Annotated in this window: 15 protein-coding genes; 14 read left to right on the forward strand and 1 reads right to left on the reverse strand. The window is 34.8% G+C overall.

What is annotated here, in order from left to right:
- The first annotated feature begins 16 nt into the window (after positions 1 to 16).
- The 14 genes from murI (at position 17) to BM157_RS00860 (ending at position 18470) form a co-directional block, all read left to right on the forward strand.
- Entirely contained in the window at positions 17 to 805 is a 789-nt protein-coding gene (gene murI / locus BM157_RS00795) for a glutamate racemase (protein WP_022502794.1), read from the forward strand.
- A gap of 16 nt (positions 806 to 821) precedes the next feature.
- A complete protein-coding gene (locus BM157_RS00800; RefSeq protein ID WP_090139539.1) occupies positions 822 to 2348 on the forward strand; it encodes a Y-family DNA polymerase in 1527 nt (508 codons plus the stop codon).
- Between the two features lie 28 nt (positions 2349 to 2376).
- Positions 2377 to 2796 carry a hypothetical protein gene (locus BM157_RS00805; RefSeq protein ID WP_318255710.1) on the forward strand — a complete coding sequence of 140 codons (420 nt, stop codon included), beginning with the start codon at positions 2377 to 2379 and terminating at the stop codon, positions 2794 to 2796.
- Between the two features lie 22 nt (positions 2797 to 2818).
- Positions 2819 to 4006, forward strand: a complete 1188-nt coding sequence (gene fliB, locus BM157_RS00810) for a flagellin lysine-N-methylase (RefSeq protein WP_090139542.1) — start codon at positions 2819 to 2821, stop codon at positions 4004 to 4006.
- Between the two features lie 43 nt (positions 4007 to 4049).
- Positions 4050 to 5057 carry an anthranilate phosphoribosyltransferase gene (trpD, locus tag BM157_RS00815; protein WP_022502790.1) on the forward strand — a complete coding sequence of 336 codons (1008 nt, stop codon included), beginning with the start codon at positions 4050 to 4052 and terminating at the stop codon, positions 5055 to 5057.
- Between the two features lie 241 nt (positions 5058 to 5298).
- Positions 5299 to 6834 carry a response regulator transcription factor gene (locus BM157_RS00820; protein ID WP_055175392.1) on the forward strand — a complete coding sequence of 512 codons (1536 nt, stop codon included), beginning with the start codon at positions 5299 to 5301 and terminating at the stop codon, positions 6832 to 6834.
- Positions 6831 to 8570, forward strand: coding sequence for a sensor histidine kinase (locus BM157_RS00825; RefSeq protein WP_055306471.1), 1740 nt, complete (start codon positions 6831 to 6833; stop codon positions 8568 to 8570). Before BM157_RS00820 ends, BM157_RS00825 begins: the two co-directional genes overlap by 4 nt.
- Before the next feature lie 355 nt (positions 8571 to 8925).
- On the forward strand, positions 8926 to 10197 hold the full coding sequence (locus BM157_RS00830) for an extracellular solute-binding protein (RefSeq protein ID WP_090139545.1): 1272 nt from the start codon (positions 8926 to 8928) through the stop codon (positions 10195 to 10197).
- Positions 10194 to 11534 carry a carbohydrate ABC transporter permease gene (locus BM157_RS00835; RefSeq protein WP_055175386.1) on the forward strand — a complete coding sequence of 447 codons (1341 nt, stop codon included), beginning with the start codon at positions 10194 to 10196 and terminating at the stop codon, positions 11532 to 11534. Before BM157_RS00830 ends, BM157_RS00835 begins: the two co-directional genes overlap by 4 nt.
- Complete coding sequence (locus BM157_RS00840) at positions 11531 to 12379, forward strand: sugar ABC transporter permease (RefSeq protein ID WP_022502785.1); 849 nt, start codon at positions 11531 to 11533, stop codon at positions 12377 to 12379. The genes BM157_RS00835 and BM157_RS00840 overlap by 4 nt, the downstream gene beginning before the upstream one ends.
- Positions 12348 to 14225, forward strand: coding sequence for a type 2 periplasmic-binding domain-containing protein (locus BM157_RS00845; protein ID WP_242858625.1), 1878 nt, complete (start codon positions 12348 to 12350; stop codon positions 14223 to 14225). Before BM157_RS00840 ends, BM157_RS00845 begins: the two co-directional genes overlap by 32 nt.
- 112 nt (positions 14226 to 14337) lie before the next feature.
- A complete protein-coding gene (locus BM157_RS00850; protein WP_055175382.1) occupies positions 14338 to 15477 on the forward strand; it encodes an aldo/keto reductase in 1140 nt (379 codons plus the stop codon).
- 146 nt (positions 15478 to 15623) lie between these two features.
- Positions 15624 to 16703, forward strand: coding sequence for a tyrosine-type recombinase/integrase (locus BM157_RS00855; RefSeq protein WP_090139547.1), 1080 nt, complete (start codon positions 15624 to 15626; stop codon positions 16701 to 16703).
- A 642-nt stretch (positions 16704 to 17345) separates the two neighbouring features.
- On the forward strand, positions 17346 to 18470 hold the full coding sequence (locus BM157_RS00860; RefSeq protein WP_090139549.1) for an RpnC/YadD family protein: 1125 nt from the start codon (positions 17346 to 17348) through the stop codon (positions 18468 to 18470).
- A 140-nt stretch (positions 18471 to 18610) separates the two neighbouring features.
- Here BM157_RS00860 and BM157_RS00865 read toward each other — a convergent pair whose 3' ends face one another.
- Positions 18611 to 20137, reverse strand: coding sequence for a flagellin N-terminal helical domain-containing protein (locus BM157_RS00865; protein ID WP_090139551.1), 1527 nt, complete (start codon positions 20135 to 20137; stop codon positions 18611 to 18613).
- Between the last annotated feature and the right edge of the window lie 162 nt (positions 20138 to 20299).

Below are 20299 nucleotides of genomic sequence, written 5' to 3' on the forward strand. Positions count from 1 at the left end.
AAATGAGGTGTGGACCGTGAAGATAGGTATATTTGATTCAGGAATTGGCGGCTTATCACTGCTTCATCAGGCAATGATAACATTGCCTGAAGTTGATTATGTATTTTATGCAGATGTTGATAATGTGCCATATGGAGAAAAGACTACAGAACAGATAAGAGAGTATGTAGACAGGGCAGTTGATTTTCTTGTATCAAAGGGCTGTAAGGCAATAGTGTTAGCGTGCAACACAGCTACTAGTGCAGCCATTACATTTTTAAGAAATAAATACCAGATTCCAATAATCGGCATTGAACCTGCAGTTAAGCCAGCCTGTGCACATAACAGGGGTAAGAGGATAATGGTTGTTGCAACTCCGGTTACGGCTAAGGGAGTGAAACTTAAAAATCTTATTATGAAGTATGATATAGACTCAAAGGTAGATGTTATTGCACTTCCTAAGCTAGTAAGATTTGCACAGCAGGATGAATTTAATTCAGCAGAGGTTATGAATTATCTTAACAATCAGTTTGCAGGACATAACTTTAATGATTATTCAGAACTTGTGCTTGGCTGTACACATTTTAATTATTTCAAAGATTCATTTGCGAAGCTGTTTCCGGATGATATTGAGATAATAGATGGTAATATCGGAGTATCTAATTACTTAAAAAATATACTTATAAAGAATGGTGTTCTTGATAATAATAATGATAAACTGTGTGGAACGGTGGAATACTATTATTCTGGAAGAGCAGTTGACGATAAGGAACTGGAACATATTAAAATGCTGCACCGCAGACTTGAGGTTATGCGTAAGATTTAATTGTGGGGAATGATTAATGCAGAATAACCATATGTATATAGCAATAGATCTAAAGACATTTTATGCATCTGTGGAGTGTGTCGAAAGAAATTTAGACCCACTTGATACCAATCTTGTAGTTGCTGATCCCCAAAGAACCGAAAAGACGATATGCCTTGCCGTGTCACCATCATTAAAGGCTTTCGGAATATCAGGGAGGGCAAGGCTTTTTGAGGTTGTACAGAAGGTCAAGGAGGTCAATGCACTAAGAAAGAGCAGGTTAAGAAACAGGCAGTTTACAGGAAGCTCATATAGTTCAGAAGAACTGAAGAATAATGAGTCTTACGAGCTTTCTTATATAATTGCACCTCCAAGAATGTCTTTATATATGAAATATAGTACACAGATATATAACATTTACCTTAAATATGTTGCACCTGAGGATATTCATATATATTCGGTTGATGAAGTATTTATTGATGTCGGGGCATATCTTAATACCTATAAGATGACACCGCACCAGCTGGCTATGACTATGATTAAAGATGTGCTTGAGTCGACAGGAATTACAGCAACGGCAGGCATAGGAACGAATCTATATCTATGTAAGATTGCTATGGATATAGTTGCCAAGCATATTCCAGCAGATAAAGATGGTGTGAGAATAGCTGAGTTAGACGAACGAAGCTATAGGGAAAAGTTATGGGGACATAAGCCTATTACAGATTTCTGGAGAGTGGGTACGGGATATGCTTCCAGACTAAAAGAGTATGGTATGTATACAATGGGCGATGTTGCGAGATGTTCGCTTGGCGGTGAGCAGGATTTCTATAATGAGGAACTGCTATATAAGCTGTTTGGGGTAAATGCAGAGCTCCTTATTGACCACGCATGGGGTTATGAGCCGTGTACAATAGCTGACATTAAGCAGTATAAGCCGGAAAGCAACAGCATATCATCGGGACAGGTACTTCACTGTGCATATGATTATGAAAAGACAAGACTAGTTGTATGTGAGATGGTAGATCTGCTTATGCTTGACCTTATAGATAAAGGACTTGTGACAGACCAGCTTGTGCTTACAGTTGGATATGATATAGATAATATATCTACAGGAAGAAGCACGGGTGAGTATAAAGGTGAGGTTGTAAAAGACAGATACGGCAGAAAGATACCAAAGCACGCTCACGGAACGGCTAATCTTTCTCGTTATACGGCTTCGGTTTCACTTGCTACGCAGGCAGTTACCAAGCTGTATGATGATATAGTAGATAAAAGGCTTTTATCAAGACGAATTAATATAACGGCTAATCATGTCATAACAGAAAAAGAAGCAGTTAATAAGAATTCTTCTTATCATCAGATGGATTTATTCACAGATTTTATTAATAAAGATGATAATGAGGAAGAAAGTGCTAAGCTTGAAAAAGAGAAGAAAGTCTTAAAGACTATGGTTGATATTAAGAAAAAATATGGTAAAAATGCAATTGTCAGAGGAATGAATCTTAAAGAAGGTGCGACAGCTATGGACAGAAACAGGCAGATTGGCGGTCATCACGAATAAAGCTGATAATTGGGAGATGAGAAATATTGTGAATGGATATGAAGATATAATTAATAAATCCCGCCCTGTAAATAACAGGCATAAAAGAATGTCTAATTATGAGCGTGCTGCTCAGTTTTCTCCATTTGCTGCACTTACCGGACTTGTAGCAGCTATATCAGAAACAGCAAGGCTTACAGATGAGAAAATAGAACAGGACGAGGAACAACTTAATATTCTTAATAATAAATTCGCCATATTACGAGCAAATATAGCCAGCCAGCCGGTTGTAACCATAACTTATTTTGTTAAAGATTTAAGAAAAGATGGCGGAGAATATGTTACAATAAGCGGCGTAATTAAAAAGATTGATGATTATCAGAAAATTATAGTTATGCAGGATAACATAATTATTAGTATTGATGATATCGCAGACATAAAATCAGATATATTTAACAGAATTATATAGAATATACTTTGAGGTAAAGATAATGAAACAGAGAGTACCATTTTATTATAACGAATTTGGATGTATAACAAGCAAATGTAAGGATAACTGCTGTATAGGCGGCTGGGAGATAGACATAGATGATGAAACCTATGAGCGTTATAATAATATGACAGGTGAGCTTAAAAGCAGGATTCTTGACAGCATAACACAGAATGAAGATGAGGAGTATTGCTTCAAATTATGTGACGGCAAATGTCCTATGCTTGATGATAATGGCTTATGTGAAATACATAAAAATCTTGGAGAAGATTATCTTGGTGTTGTATGTAAGCAGTTTCCAAGATATTCGGAATATTATGGTACAATAAAGGAATCAGGAATTGGTCTTGCCTGTGAAGAAGCAGCAAGGATTATATTGTCTGAAAATCGTCCTTTTAGTATGGAAACTGCTGCCTGTGATGAAGAATATGAACCGAGTTCAGAATATGACAGTTCATTTGCATTGCAGATATTCGCGGCAAGAGAGGCTGTATTTAAGATATTAGCCAAGGAAAGCCTGTCAATACACGAAAAGCTGATTGTCATACTTGATATGGGAAGTAAAATCCAGCAGTGTATTAACACTGATGAGTATGATAATATTAAATCTGTTGTTAATGATTACCTCAAAGAAGGAATTGCCCATACTTTAGATGAAACAAGAAATCTAAGCGATAGCGGACAATTTGAGGATATATCATTACAACAGGGTATAAGACAGATTTTGTATCCTTATGAAGAAATGGAAGTGCTTAATCCTGAGTGGGAGGTCATACTTAAGGATATTATTGACAGCCTTTTTGAGCAGATGAGTGATGAAGAATACAATATACTCAATGAGGAATTTGGAACTTATATGGTTTCAAGGGCATATGAATATAGACAGCTTTTGGAGTATTTGGTGTTCAGATATTTTGCAAAGTCAATATATGATTATGATTTCCTTGGCAAATGCCAGATGTTAGTAACTAATTTTTTTGTTATAAGACAGATGGATATTATAAGGTGGTTGGATAACCACAGAGAGTATTCTTTCAAGGATAGAATGGATGTAGTGCACATTTTTTCAAGACAGGTTGAATATTCAGAAGATAATATAGAGAACCTTTATGAAGACTTTATTTTTGATGATATTTTCAAAACTGACAGTTTAATTGCTATTTTATGGATTGACAGCGAAAACATATAGGACTAATATGTAAATAGATTTTTGAAAGGTTAGGGTTTTGGCGATGATTAAAGAAGCAATAGCTCAGTTAGTTAAAAGAGAAGATCTCACATCAGAAGTTATGGAACAGGTTATGGAAGAGATAATGACAGGAGAGGCTACAGATGCACAGAAAGCTTCATTCCTTACAGCATTATCAATGAAAGGTGAGACAATTGACGAGATTACATCAGCAGCTAAGGTATTACGTTCACACTGCGAGCGTTTCCTTAATGATATGGATGTGCTTGAGATCGTAGGAACAGGTGGAGATGGTTCTAATACTATCAATATATCTACACTCTCATCAGTTGTTGTATCTGCCGCAGGAATACCTGTTGCAAAGCATGGTAACAGAGCTGCTTCAAGTAAGTGTGGAACAGCCGATTGTCTTGAAGCACTTGGTGTAAAGATTGATTGTGCTCCAGCAAGAAGTGCCCAGATATTAAAAGATATTAATCTTTGTTTCTTATTTGCACAGAAGTATCACCCAGCAATGAGATTTGTTGGTGCTGTAAGAAAAGAGATGGGTATAAGAACATTATTTAATGTACTTGGACCATTAGCTAATCCAGCAGGTGCTACTATGCAGTTATTCGGTGTATATAGCGAAGAACTTGTTGAACCACTTGCACATGTATTAAGAAATCTTGGTGTTAAGAGAGCTATGGTTGTATATGGCAGAGATTCTATGGACGAGATTTCTCTTAGTGCAGAGACTAAGGTATGTGAATTCAAGAACGATGAATTCAAGTCATATGTTATTAAGCCAGAAGATTTAGGACTTACAAGATGCAATAAGGAAGATCTTGTTGGTGGAACACCACAGGAGAATGCAGCTATCGTTAATGATATATTAGGTGGTGCTAAAGGACCTAAGACAGATGTTGTATTACTTAACGCTGGTGCAGCTATATATCTTGCTTCAGACGGAATTACATTAAAGGATGGTATTGAGAAGGCAAGAGAGATTATTGTGTCAGGCAAGGCTAAGAAACAGCTCAAGGAGTTCATTGAAGAAACTAACAAATAATATTAAGTATTAATAAACAGACAGCCTCTTAAAGGATTGAAAATATCTTTTAAGAGGCTTTTTTAGTGATAATCAAGGCTGGCATAATATATAATTAGAAAAATGGGTTACAAAATATAGAAAATATAGTAAAATAATATAAAATAAAACCTGCAATATTCGGATAACAAACAGGGGCAGAATATATAAGCTGGTATATTTATTAAGGTATGTTAAATACAGGAAAAAGATTGGAGAATAAATGTATAATATATTAATTGTTGATGATGAGAGAATAGAGCGTAATGGAATAATAATGCTGTTAAAAAGGCTTTCAATTAATGCGGGCATAGTTGAGGCTGCTAATGGAAAGGAAGCATATGAATATTTATGCAGTGATGAAGCAGAGCATATTGATATTCTTCTCACAGATGTGAAGATGCCATTTATGGACGGAATAACACTTATTAAAAAGCTCAATGAAGATAATATAAAACTTAAAACAATAATATTTTCTGGATATAATGAATTTGAATATGCCAAGCTTGCGGTAAAGCTGGGAGTTAAAGATTACATTTTAAAGCCTGTTGACCCTGTGGAGTTTGAGAACACAATTAAGAAAGTGTGTGCAGAGCTTGATGAGGAACGTATTCATACAAGTAATTATAATAAACAGGCGGATTTTGTTAAGCAGTTCTATCTGTATTCGCTTCTTAATAAGGCTGATACCAAGGGAATATTAGAAAGCGATGATTTTCTTAGAAGCTATAACAGGCTTATTCTTATAGAATTCAATACCGATTTCTTTGGTAAATATGATGGTGGAGATGCCAATATATTAACCCTTGCGGATTGTATGGGAGATATTGAATATCAGTATCTTAATCTTAATACACAGCAGTCAGTTATACTTATTAAAGATGAAGCTAAGGCGTTAAGTATGGATTTATTAAAGAATATGCTTGAAAAGCTGCATAATTATATATTCGGTAAGACGGGACAGTTTATGTATGCAGCTGTGTCTGATATTATAGATGATTATCACAGGATATCTGATATGATGGACGAATTAGAAAACCTTATGAGCAATAAGTTCTACCAGACAAATAACTATATATTTACCAACGATATAAGTGATAAAATGCCTGTTTTCGTACAGATAGATGATGATGTTCTTATGAAGCAGATGAAGCAGGACATTAAGATGAAAGATGTAACATTTTTAAGAATACATTTTGATGCTTTATGCAAGAAATACAGAAGCCAGTCGAATTTTTCACATATATATATTAAGTTCGTATTCTCTAACCTGCTTAAAGATTTCTATGATGCACTTCCAGGGACCAATGAAGATGAATTTGCATCACAGATTGATAAGTTGTATACATCAGAAGATTTTAACTGCATAATGGATATTGTTAATCATAATATTGATATATTAGAGAAGAGTTTTATCAGTAATCCATTGACAATGCACAGAGAGATTGAAACGGTTAAGGAGTATATACATAATCATTATAGTGAGGAGTTAGGTGCACAGCAGTTAGCGGATATGGTATATCTTGCACCAAGTTATCTAAGTTCGCTTTTTAAGAAAGAGACAGGGCAGAACTTGAGCAAATATATAAAACAGTACAGAATGGAAAAGGCTAAGGAGTTGCTCACGGACACTAATATGAAGATTGTTAATATAAGTGAGAAGACAGGTTATCCGAATGTGTCATATTTCTGCCAGAGTTTCAGGGAATATTTCGGTGTAAGCCCTCAGAAGTTCAGGGATAAAGGTGAAGTGTTATGAGTGAACCATTAAAATTAAAGCAATGGGTGAATAATATAAAGCTTCAGAATAAGCTTGTTATAATATATGTCGTCACAGGTCTTCTGCCACTTATAATACTTTTTGTATTTGCGTATGGACAGATGCGCTCAATACTTATGGACAGGGATGTCCGTTCAATGGAAAGTGCATTAAGGCAGTCGGTTACAACAGTGGACGGACAGATAGAGGTATATGATAATCTGTCCAATTACATAACATTTAATGAAACTGTATCAGGAATACTTTCCTACAATTACAGCAACAAATATGAAATGTACAGCCAGATTGTTACGACATTTGACCCGCTTGTATCTTCATTGAAATATTTTCACAATGATATTAACAAGGTGACGATATACATTAATAACGGAATAAAGCACGACACTACACTTGCACCATTATCAGAGATTGAGAATGAAGCATTTTATAATTCAGCAGTTAATTCGACTAATATTAACTGGTATGTCGATAAAGATAAGAAAGAGCTTATATCAGCAAGGAAGATGTCTACGCTTGCCACTGCCGGCATTACTGGAATTATGTATATTAATGTAGATTATGACAGTATAATGGATATTTATGCAAAAGGACTTATAGATAACAGTGGCATTATAGTAACTGATGGCAATGGTAGTATTATAAGCAAAAAAGCAGCATTTTTGGATAATGCCGATAAATATATCCTTTCAGACAGCCGGTTTACTGAGTTTATAGAAAAAGCGGATTTTTCAGAAAATGTATGCAGTAATATAGCAGGTTATGTGCTTATTAAGCAGAACTCAGACGTTACAGGCTGGACAAGCTATGTGTATGCACCAAAGTCGCTTATGTTAAAATCAACTAATTCCATTATTACAATGATTGTGCTTGCATTAGTTGTTGCGTGTATTGGAATGGCTGCGGCTACAATATTTACATCTGATTTCATAACTAAGAGGATATATAAATTAAGAACAAGTATGGAAAAGGTTGAGAATGGAGATTTTGATGTTGTTATAAGGTCATCAGATAAGGATGAAATCGGTGCATTGATACACGGCTTTAATAGTATGACGGGTACGATTAATAATCTTATCAATGAGGTGTATGAGGGGAAATTAAGCCAGAAAGAGTCGGAGATGAGAGCATTAAGGGCACAGATTAACCCACATTTCCTCTATAATTCATTATCGCTTATAAACTGGAAGGCGATTGAGTACGGACAGGATGATATAAGCGGTATAACACTTGCCCTTTCTAACTATTACAGGACTTCACTTAATAAGGGTAAGAATACGCTGACTGTAAAGCAGGAATTAAGTAATATGGAGTCATATCTTAACATACAGCAGATAATGCACGATAATTCATTTGATGTTGTTATGGATATTGATGAAAATGTGCTTGAATATGAATCACTTAATCTTATATTACAGCCTCTTGTTGAAAATGCTATTGAGCATGGAATAGACCTTTTGACTGACAGAAGAGGAGTTATCACTGTTGCAGCAAAGCTTCATAACGGACTTATTCATATTGAGGTTAAGGATAATGGCATTGGTATGCCAAAAGAAACGGCTCATACATTCTTAACAAGTGAGTCTGGCGGATATGGAGCAAGAAATGTCAATGACCGTATAAGGCTGTTTTACGGTGAGCAGTATAATCTTAAAGTAAGCAGTGATGAGAATGGAACGGTTATAACAATAGAGTTCCCGGCAAGAAAGCCAGTCTGATATGCTGTATAGCTGATAAACTAAACATAATAATATACTAATTTAATTAACGGATATACTTAATGAAAAAGTATGATAAATAGTATGAGTATAAAAAAGAAATGTTGTCATTATTTGATAACATTTCTTTTTTGTTTATTTTTTATGTAAAAATTCCAATATGTTTCTAAAATTTCTTATATTTAATTTCTCATAAAATAAACATATAATTAAACTATCAAAAGAACTTGTAAATAAATTACAAAAAGATATGTACCGAATTAATTATATATAATATGTATTCCGGGTAATGGGTATTATATAAATAGATGGTACATATCAGCGGTTAAACGCATTAAGAAATGGAGGTATGTTTATGAGGTTTAAAAGATTAGCGGCTGCTGTTATGGCGGCAACAATGTGTGGCTCATTGCTTGTGGGCTGTGGAGGAAACGATAACAAATCAGCGGATAATAATGAGAATATCACAGCCACTATTAAGGTATGGGGCCCGGCAGAGGATCAGGCAGAAGAAAATGGCAAATGGCTTCAGACAATGTGCGAGCAGTTCAATTCAGAACATCCTGAATGGAATCTGACTTTTGAATACGGAGTATGTTCTGAGACAGATGCAGGTAAGACAGTTACACAGGATCCTGCGAATTCAGGCGATGTATATTTCTTCGCTAATGATCAGTTGCAGACACTTATTGATGCAAATGCTATAGCAAAGCTTGGTGGTGAAACAGCAGATTATGTTAAGAGTACTAATTCAAGTGCAATAGTTGATTCAGTATCAGTTGATGGCAGTGTATATGGTGTTCCATTTACTACTAATACATGGTTTATGTTCTATGATAAGAGCAAATTCTCAGAAAGCGATATAAAGAGTCTTGATACAATGCTTTCAAAGAACAAGGTAGCATTTAATATAACAGAAGGCTGGTATATGTCATCATTCTATCTTGCTAATGGCTGTACATATTTCGGAAAAGACGGCAAGGATAATTCAGCAGGCGTAGATATTAAGGGTGATAAAGGAACACAAGCAACCAAGGCTTTAGTTGCACTTGTTAATAATCCTAACTTTGTCAATGATTTACAGGGTGTAGGTATTGCTGGTTTAAGAGATGGAAGCGTTGGTGCTTACTTCTCAGGTTTATGGGATTATAAGAGTGTTAAGGAAATATTAGGAGATAACTTTGGTGCAGTATCATTACCAACTGTTAAGATTAACGGAACAGATAAGCAGCTTAAAGCATTTGCAGGTTCAAAGGCTATAGCAGTTAACCCTAATTGCAAGTATCAGCAGGTAGCAGTTGCACTTGCTAAATATCTTGGAGGCAAGGATGCACAGGCTAAGCATTATGAGTTAAGAAATGTTATTCCTTGTAATACAGAGTTACTTGCAACAGATGTAATTAAGAAAGATGCTCTTGTATCAGCACAGAATGATACATTTAATAAGACATCTGTAATTCAGCCTACAGTTACAGGTATGAATGATTACTGGACACCAGCTCAGAATTTTGCTAAAGCAATTGTTAACGGTGAGGTTACTGCTGATAATGCAGAAGCCAAGACATTAGATTTCTATAATCAGATTAATACATCACATCATATAATGGTCAGGAGGTGTGGTCAATGAAAGACATTACATTTCGTAATTCTATGAAATATGGCGATTTGACGACAAAACTCAGTTTATTAATACTCGGACTTGGTAATTTCAGGGGCAGACAGATAATAAAAGGAATATTATATATAGCTTTAGAGGCAGCATTTATAATATTTATGATAATAAAAGGAATCAGCTGTCTTGCAGGACTTCCTGGTCTTGGCAGCAGGGAACAGGAAGAGATATGGAATGAAAAGCTTGGAATATATGAGTATGTACAGGGTGATAATTCGCTGCTTATTCTGCTTTATGGAATAACTGTAATATTTATTATATGTGCCTATATTATTCTTGCAGTTAGTTCGTTAAAAAGTGCTTATAATGTAGAGTTAAGAATGAAACAGGGTAAGCATATTAATACATTTGTGGAAGATATTAAAGCATTGTTCAATGAAAATCTTCATAAGCTTTTACTTGTACTCCCAGTTACAGGAATACTTGTATTCACAATACTTCCGCTTGTATTTATGATTTCAATGGCATTTACAAGTTACAGCAAGGTAGACAGTCATCTTGTATTATTTGACTGGGTAGGGCTTGAGAACTTTAAGCTTATATTTAATTCAGGAAGTTCAATAGGACAGTCATTCTGGTCAGTGTTTGGCTGGACTATTATATGGGCAGTATTAGCTACATTTCTTAATTATATACTTGGAATTCTTGTGGCACTGCTTATTAATAGAAAAGGAACTAAGTTTAAGTCATTCTGGAGATTTATATTCATATTATCAATTGCAATTCCGCAGTTCGTATCACTTCTTATAATAAGAAGTATGCTGGCACAGGATGGTATTATAAATGTTGTATTAAAAAATGCTGGCTGGATAAGCAAGTCACTTCCATTCTTTACTAATGCAACATGGGCAAGAATGACAGTTATAATAGTCAATCTATGGATTGGTATTCCATACACAATATTGCAGGTAACAGGAATATTGCAGAATATTCCAATGGAATTATATGAGGCGGCAGATGTGGACGGAGCTAATGGCTTTGTCAAATTCTTTAAAATAACTATGCCTTATATGTTATTTGTAACAACACCTTACCTGATAACTACATTTACTGCTAATGTTAATAACTTTAATATCGTGTATCTGCTTACAAAGGGCGACCCAGTGCTTGCGGGACATACAGCAGGAAAGACAGATCTGCTTGTAACGTGGCTTTATAAGATGACGGTAGATTACCAGTATTATAATCTTGGAGCTGTTATAGGTATTATGACATTCGTATTTCTTGCACTCGGTTCACTTCTTGTATACAGGAGAACCAAATCTTATAAAGATGAGGAGGGATTCCAATGAAAAAGAAGAAGACTATAAAAAATATACTTGCACATACAGTGCTTACATTGCTTGCGATTGTGTGGGTAAGTCCGCTTGTATGGATAATTCTTACAAGCTTCAGGGCACAGAAGGGAGCATATACAAGCTCATTCTTCCCTAAAAGCTATTCACTTGATAATTATATTAAGTTATTTACAGATACGGGAATACTTAATTTCCCACGAATGTTTACCAATACATTGATTGTGGCTGTATTTTCTTGTATTATATCTACATTTTTTGTATTATCAGTAGCTTATTGTATGTCACGACTTAAGTTCAAGATGAGAAAAGCTATGATGAATGTTGCAATGATACTTGGTTTATTTCCGGCATTTATGGCAATGATAGCTGTGTATTACATATTAAAGGCTATCGGTTTGTCAGAGGGAAGTATGATAAGAGTGGCATTGGTGCTTGTGTATTCGGCTTCGGCTGGTATTCAGTTCTATATTGCCAAAGGCTTCTTTGACACAATACCTAAGACTATTGATGAAGCCGCATTAATTGATGGTGCTACCAAATGGCAGGTATTTACCAAGATTACAATTCCATTAAGTAAACCTATTATTGTATACACGGTTCTGACATCATTTATAGCACCTTGGGTGGATTTTATATTTGCAAGAGTAATATGCCGTGCCAATGCAGATTATTACACAGTTGCCATTGGTCTTTGGCAGATGCTTGAGAAGGAATATGTTGATGTGTGGTATACAAGATTTGCTGCTGGTGCAGTACTTATATCAATTCCAATTGCCGCCTTGTTTATGATTATGCAAAAGTGCTATAATGAGTCTATGTCAGGAGCAGTTAAAGGCTGACAGGAATAGGTGGAAAAATATTATGTTTGTGCATCATCAGATAAATAATAATTCTGGTATTAATATAATATATAAGCAAAGCAGTACCATATGTATTGCAAAGCTTTTATATACCATTATGATGTTAACAGTAATAACGCTTTTAGCCGGGTGTAACAGCCCGGCTAAAGGTGTTTATAATGACAGTGATTATAATGAAGCAGTTAGTACTGCTAAGACAACGCCATTTGGGGCTTATCCTGATACGATTGAATATACTCTTGGAAAGATGACAAGTGTCAATAATTCGAATATGCCAGCTATGGATACATATACTGATAATGCGTATACGAGATATATAAAGTCGGTTCTTAATGTGCAGAATGTAGATGTATTTGAGGCTAATGACAGTCAGTATAATACTAATGTATCAATGGCTGTTTCAATGAATAGGCTTCCTGATATTATGGTTGTGTCAAGCCAGAGTGAGCTGGAACAGCTTATAGAAAATGGAATGATAGAGGATTTGACAGACAGCTACAATAATTGTCTTACAGATAGAATAAAGAGTATGTATGCAAGTTATGGCAGTGCACTTATGGATATGGTAACATATGATGGAAAGATAATGGCACTTCCTGAGACTAATATTACTGACGGACCTAATCTTGTATGGCTCCGCAAAGACTGGATGGATATATTAGGACTTTCAGAACCGCGTACTGTAGACGATGTTGTTAATATTGTAAGGCATTTCATAACCTATGATCCTGGCAATAATGGTGTGGCAGAGGATGGCAGCAGTAATACAGTTGGACTTGTTGTAGATACATCGGTGGCAGGAGAATGTGGATATAGCAGTGAGTTCCTGCTTGATATAATATTTGCCAGCTTCAATGCTTATCCTAAGCAATGGATAGAGAATGATGACGGACAGATTGTATATGGTTCTGTAACTGATGAAGCTAAAAATGCACTTGAATATATCAACCAGTTATATAATGAGAAGATAATAGATAATGATTTCTTATTAAGGACATCAACTAATATATGTGAACTTATAGAAAATGGCTTGTGTGGCTCATTTTTTGGACCTTGGTGGGCACCTAACAATCCACTTGCCAATGCTGTCAGCATTAATCCTGATTCTAACTGGCAGCCATATCTGATATCAACAGGCGATAATGTAACAGAATACCATAGTCAAAATCCCTGCTACAAATATGTAGTTGTCAGAAAAGGCTATGAATATCCAGAGATTGCGGCTAAGATGATAAGTGTTATGTTTGATAAGATAAGATTTGATTGTGCAGACTCAGAAGAATTTGATAATTATTATCAGTTAAATGTTGAGCCAACAGCCAGACCGTTATCAATTAATGTTGACTATAATAATGCTTTATCAATATGCTATAGAAATATATCAGATGCAATTGAGGGACGAAAAGATAGTGATAATCTGGAATTGCTGGAACGCTCATATTATAATGCCTGCAAATCATACCTTAACAATACAGGTCTTGCCAATACATCTTATGAATATAATACAGATGATTCATATAAGGAATATTCACAGTCAGGAAGAAAAGGTGCAACAAGCACGCAGTGGGCGGCGTATATGTCGCGAATTAAAGCCTGCCGGCTTTTAGACGAAGGCAATATAGTGATTAAGCAGTCGTTATATTTTAAGACGACAGACACTATGAAGAATAGATGGTGGAAGCTTAAAAGTCTTGAAAAAGAAGCATACCTTAAGATTATAAGTGGGGAAGCAGACATTGATTATTTTGATACATTTGTTAGCGAATGGAACGCACAAGGTGGTATAATAATTACGGAAGAAGTTCGGGAGAATATTGTAAGGTGAATTTTGTAAGAATTATAACATTGTGAATTTAGATTAGTTATTTCATATATAATATTATGGTTCCAGCAAGGCAATATTATATATAATATGTAATAAACAGGAGGTAAAAGTTATGGAAGACATATTTAATGGAAGCAAGAAGTTAGGATTTGGTCTTATGAGACTTCCACTTCTTAATCAGAATGAAGCTTCTAGCATTGACATTGAATTAACTAAGAAAATGGTTGATACATTTATTGAAAAAGGTTTTACATATTTTGATACAGCGTGGATGTATTGTGGCTTTAAGAGTGAAAATGCAGCTAAAGAGGCACTTGTAGACAGACATAACAGAGATGAATATACACTTGCAACTAAGCTGCACGCAGGTTTTATAAAGACATTTGAAGATAGAGATAAAGTGTTTAACGAACAGCTGAGTAAAACAGGTGTTACATATTTTGATTATTATTTACTGCACGATGTTGGAGTTGACCATTATGAAGTGTATAAAAAGCTTGACTGTTTTAACTGGCTTGTTGATAAGAAGGAAAAAGGCTTAGTTAAGCATATTGGATTTTCTTTCCATGATAATGCAGATTTGCTTGATAAGGTACTTACAGAGCATCCAGAGATGGAATTCGTGCAGTTACAGATTAATTATCTTGACTGGGAAAGTGAGGCTATTCAGTCAAGAAAATGCTATGAGGTTGCAACAAAGCATAACAAACCAGTAATAGTTATGGAGCCAGTTAAAGGTGGCACACTTGCCAAAGTACCAGAAAAGGTTGAAAATGAATTCAAAGGATATAATAAAGATATGTCAGTACCATCCTGGGCTATCAGATTTGTTGCGAGTCTGCCAAATGTAAGAATGGTTCTTAGCGGTATGAGTAATATGGAACAGCTTCTTGACAATACAAGTTATATGCAGGATTTTGTACCTCTTAATGATGAAGAAATCAGGCTTGTACATAATGCGGCGGATATGATAAATGAAAGTATTGCAATACCTTGTACAGGATGTTCATATTGTACAGATGGATGTCCAATGCACATAGCAATTCCTAAATATTTCTCATTATATAATGCTGATAAACAGGAAATTGAGGACAAGGGCTGGACACCTCAGGGTGAATATTATGACAGACTTACTAATAATTTCGGTAAAGCAAGTGATTGTATTGAGTGTGGCCAGTGCGAAGGAGTCTGTCCACAGCATTTGCCAATTATTAATAATCTTAAAGAGGTTGCAAAGCATTTTGGCAAATAATCAGGTTGCTAAGCTGCAGAAAAAGTGGTAGTATAAAGATATGATAACATAACGCCGATAAATCCTGCTTTATCGGCGTTATACTATATTAAATGTATTATGTTGAATAAATTAATTATGACCACAAAGGTAAGGAAATATAAAGTATGGGAATTGATTCAGATTATTATAAGGAAAAGAATAAAAAACAGCTTACAAAGCTTCGTATGCTTGAAGCTAAGCTTCCGCCATATGTGACTTCTTATCTTGATGATAAGGAGTTGTCATCACAGGTTAATACGGTAATTGCGTATGCGTATGATTTGCAGACATTTTTCAGATTTCTTACAGAGAAAAACACTATGTTAAAAAATACCGTAATTAAGGATATAACAATAGATTTTCTTGAAAATCTTACATTTGAAGATATTAATGAGTATCAGAGATATTTAAGATTTAATAATGATGATGGAAGCACACATCAAAATCAGGATAAAGGAATAGCCCGCAGAATGGCGGCTTTAAGGGGATTTTTTGAATTTGCCTGCACACATCAGTATATGAAGAATAATCCAACAGTCGGGGCTGCCAAGCGAATTAAAATGCCTCAGAAAGACATAATAAGGCTTAATGATGAAGAAGTTAATGACCTCTTAAATGTTGTGTCCAATACGAATATTAAAGGCAATAAGCTTCAGATACAGAAGTGTCAGAAGACACAACTCAGGGATACAGCTCTTATCACATTGCTTCTTAACACAGGAATACGAGTATCTGAATGTGCAGGTCTTGATATTGATGATATTAATTTTAATTACAGAACAATCAATATTGTAAGAAAGGGTGGTTCTGATGCACATCTGTATTTCAATGAGATTACAGAAAATGCATTAAAAGACTATATTGATAATGAACGTCCGTTGCTTCTTGGTAATCCAGAGTCAGAGGAACAGGCAGTATTTATCTCAATGAAAAAAAGCCGTATGAGTGTAAGTGCAATTGAACGTATGGTAAAAAAATATGCAAAAAATGCAACACCTGATAAAAAAATCTCTCCACATAAAATGCGAAGCACATATGGTACAGCACTTTATAAAGACACAGGCGACATAAGACTTGTAAGTGATGTACTTGGGCATAAAGATATTAACACAACTGCGAAGCATTATGCGGCTATGGAAGAAGAACACAGAAGAATTGCTGCTACTATCCCACTCTATCAGGTCGATGAAGGGGCTGGGGAATAGTTATGTGTATTTAATATATGTTTCTAAAATATATTTTATATTTATGTATTTTTTAAGCTTATATATTTATATGATTTTGTATTTTGGAAGCGTATATTATTTTTATTTGTGTTATAGAAAATGTTTTGTTTATATTGATAGTTTTGTCTATATTGATATTGCTGTTTGTATGTCTGTTTATATTGTGTTCTATTTGATTATGTTAATTTATAATTCTTTATTTATATTTATAGTATAATAATGCTTGCATTTATATTTATTATGTGATATATATAATATATATTTACGCGTAATAATTTATTATAACAATAACAATTTAATTGCAATTTAACTTATGAATTGGGGTTCATAATATTTTGTTATAATACTCTTCTGCTATAGCTTTTATCTTATAGCATAATTAACAATATCTAACGGTTTAACACACTTGTCATAACAATTCCCTGATGATAATATATACATATAGTTCTTCAATTTAGTAATGTATAAATTGAATGTATATTAATAGGATAATTAATTATATTTTTTGCACAATGTGTATGATTATAATTTTATATGAAATTTTTATATGACATAGTCATATGTTTAATTGTTTATTTGTTAATTATGCAGTCAAATATTATACATATGATTGGAGAATATATGAGAACAATAGATAATGACAATACTAAACAGACGACATTTTCTGAATTCAATAATAAAAATGTCGTAAATGCAGCTATTTCTGGACATCAGCCAACAACAATAAGACAATATAAGGATAATGTATTCTGTCTTTTGTACAGGGATAAGAATAATCTTCTGGACCTTTATAATGGGTTGAATGACACTAATTATACTAATGTAGATGATTTAACTGTTACTACTCTTAAGGGTGGTGTGTATATGAAATATAAGAATGATGCTTCATTTGTGTTTGGGCAGGATTTGTATATGTTTGAACAGCAATCCAGCCGCAATCCGAATATGCCGTTGCGATTTCTGCACTATTTATCTGATGTATATAGGCAGATGTATAACAATAGTGATTTGCACAGAAGTACAATGCTTAAAATTCCAGTACCACATTTTGTTACTTTTTATAATGGTAAACAGCCGCTTGAAGTGGAAAGTACTCTTCGATTATCGGATATGTATGAGAAGAAAATGGATTGTCCGGAGTTGGAACTTATTGTAAGAGTTATTAACATTAATACTGGAGCTATTATTAATAAAAAATCATTGGATAACGAGAAGAATGATATTATTAATGGTATTAATCAATCATATGATTTTGATAAATCCAATAAGAATATCAATGCAGGTAATACCATCAATTCACGGACATACAGCTCTGAATTTCTTTCTAAATGTGAAACACTTAAGGACTATATGACATTTGTTAATAAAGTTCGAGTTAAGACTGATATTGAGAAGATTGATATCCGTACTGCTGTTATAGAAGCGGTTGATGAGTGTATAGCTGAAAATGTATTGTCGGAATTTCTAAAAAATCACAGGGAGGAAGTGATTACTGTGAGTATTTATGAATATGACGAGGAAGGACATCTTGAAATAGTTAAGGAGGAAGGACGCCAGTTAGGTATCGCTGAGGGTGAAAAACTAGGCATAATTAAAGGAGAAGAAAAGGAGCGTTCTAACGGAATAAAAGTGTTTATTAAATTATGTAAAGATATGAACCTATCAGATGAAGATACGATAAATAAACTTGTTGAAGATTACCAGCTATCCAGAGATGAAGCTATCAATGCTATAAAGAATTATTAATGAAAAACAACCCCACAATATGTGCATGGAATATAGTGTGGGGTTGTTTTTATATAATTTTTTAATAATCTGACTTAGCTGTTTTGATTATTTATTGTTATATCAGTTACTTAATAATCTAGTAGTAATATTCTAACTGATTACTGAAGAAGTGTAAGAACACCCTGATTAGACTGATTAGCCTGTGCAAGCATAGACTGTCCAGCCTGAGCTAAGATGTTGTTCTTGCTGTAGTTAACCATCTCTTCTGCCATATCTGTATCACGGATACGTGACTCAGCTGTCTGAAGGTTCTCAGAAGCTGTATCAAGGTTATTGATTGTATGCTCAAGTCTGTTCTGAACAGCACCCATCTTACCTCTTGAAGCAGATACCTTCTTGATAGCTGCATCAATAGCTGTTGTAGCTGTCTTAGCTGAATCCTGAGTACTTAAGTCTACTGACTTTCCACCAACACCAAGTGCATCAGCACTCATATCATCAAGTGTAAAGCTCATTGTCTGACCTTCATTAGCACCAATCTGAAGTTCAATTCCCTTACCAGTATTAGCTGTACCAGCCTTTAAATTAATTGTAGTTTTTGCTCCATTATCTGGCTCAGCATCAATACCTGTCTTAGCTTTAATTAAAGCTGCCATAGTAGCTACATCTGCCTCTTCTACTTTACCAGCCGCAGCAACCTTTACATAGTTAACATCTTTATAATCGTCACCTAAGCTTGCTGGATCATCTACATATGCGAACTTTTCACCATTAACTGTAAATATCTTATCTTCAATATTACCAGTACCTGTATATGAGCCTATTTCCTTTGTAATCTGTGAATAAGCATCTACGCCGATTGTTGATTCATCTGTCTTAACTGCTGCTGCATTATCCTGTGATAAAAGAATAGAATTAGCTGTCTTTCCTGCTTCCTTTGCTGTAAATTTCAGTTTACCATTTCCATCTGTACTAAAATCATATGAATCACCAAGGCTTGATTCCTTTAAAGCATCTGCAAATGCCTGTGCTGTATTTTCGGCACCATTCGCATTATCTGCTGTCTTAGTATCTCCTGTAATTGTTACTTTAACTGTAGATGAATTACCATTCTTATCTATTACTGTAACTGCAAGTGTAGAGTCCTTTCCGCTTGCTAATGCATCAAAAGCATCAGCTGCTGTATTAACCTGTGTTGTAGCATCCACTTTAGTAAGTGCACTAGCAGCACTCTTGCTTACTGAAGCACTAACAGCACTACCTGAACGTGAACCATCAAGTAACTTCATAGTATTGAACTCTGTTGTTTCAGAGATTCTTGTCAATTCGCTCTGAAGCTGTTCAATTTCGTTCTGAACTGCTTCTCTATCGTCATCTGTCTCTGTACCATTTGAAGCCTGTACTGAAAGCTCTCTCATTCTCTGAAGAATTGAATGTGATTCATTTAAAGCACCTTCAGCTGTCTGGATAAGTGAGATACCATCCTGAGCATTAGTTGAAGCCTGATTAAGACCTCTGATCTGTCCTCTCATCTTCTCTGAGATAGAAAGTCCTGCTGCATCATCTGCTGCACGGTTAATTCTGTAACCTGATGATAACTTCTCTGTTGATTTTGACTGTGCAGATGAAACTCCGCTTAACATTCTGTTAGCATTCATAGCTGACATATTGTGTTGTACTACCATAGTGTGTACCTCCGTGTAAATATAATATTTGTTCGGGAATCCGTTCCCATCTCCCTTACCGGGAATGTATTAGAACTGCTGGCATCAGCCTTAACAGTTAATACGCATATATAATAAACAGTGTTACCATGCTAACCCTGTATATTATCCTGACTGATGTCC

The sequence above is a fragment of the [Lactobacillus] rogosae genome, assembly GCA_900112995.1.
In the GTDB taxonomy this organism is placed as follows: Bacteria; Bacillota; Clostridia; order Lachnospirales; family Lachnospiraceae; genus Lachnospira; species Lachnospira rogosae.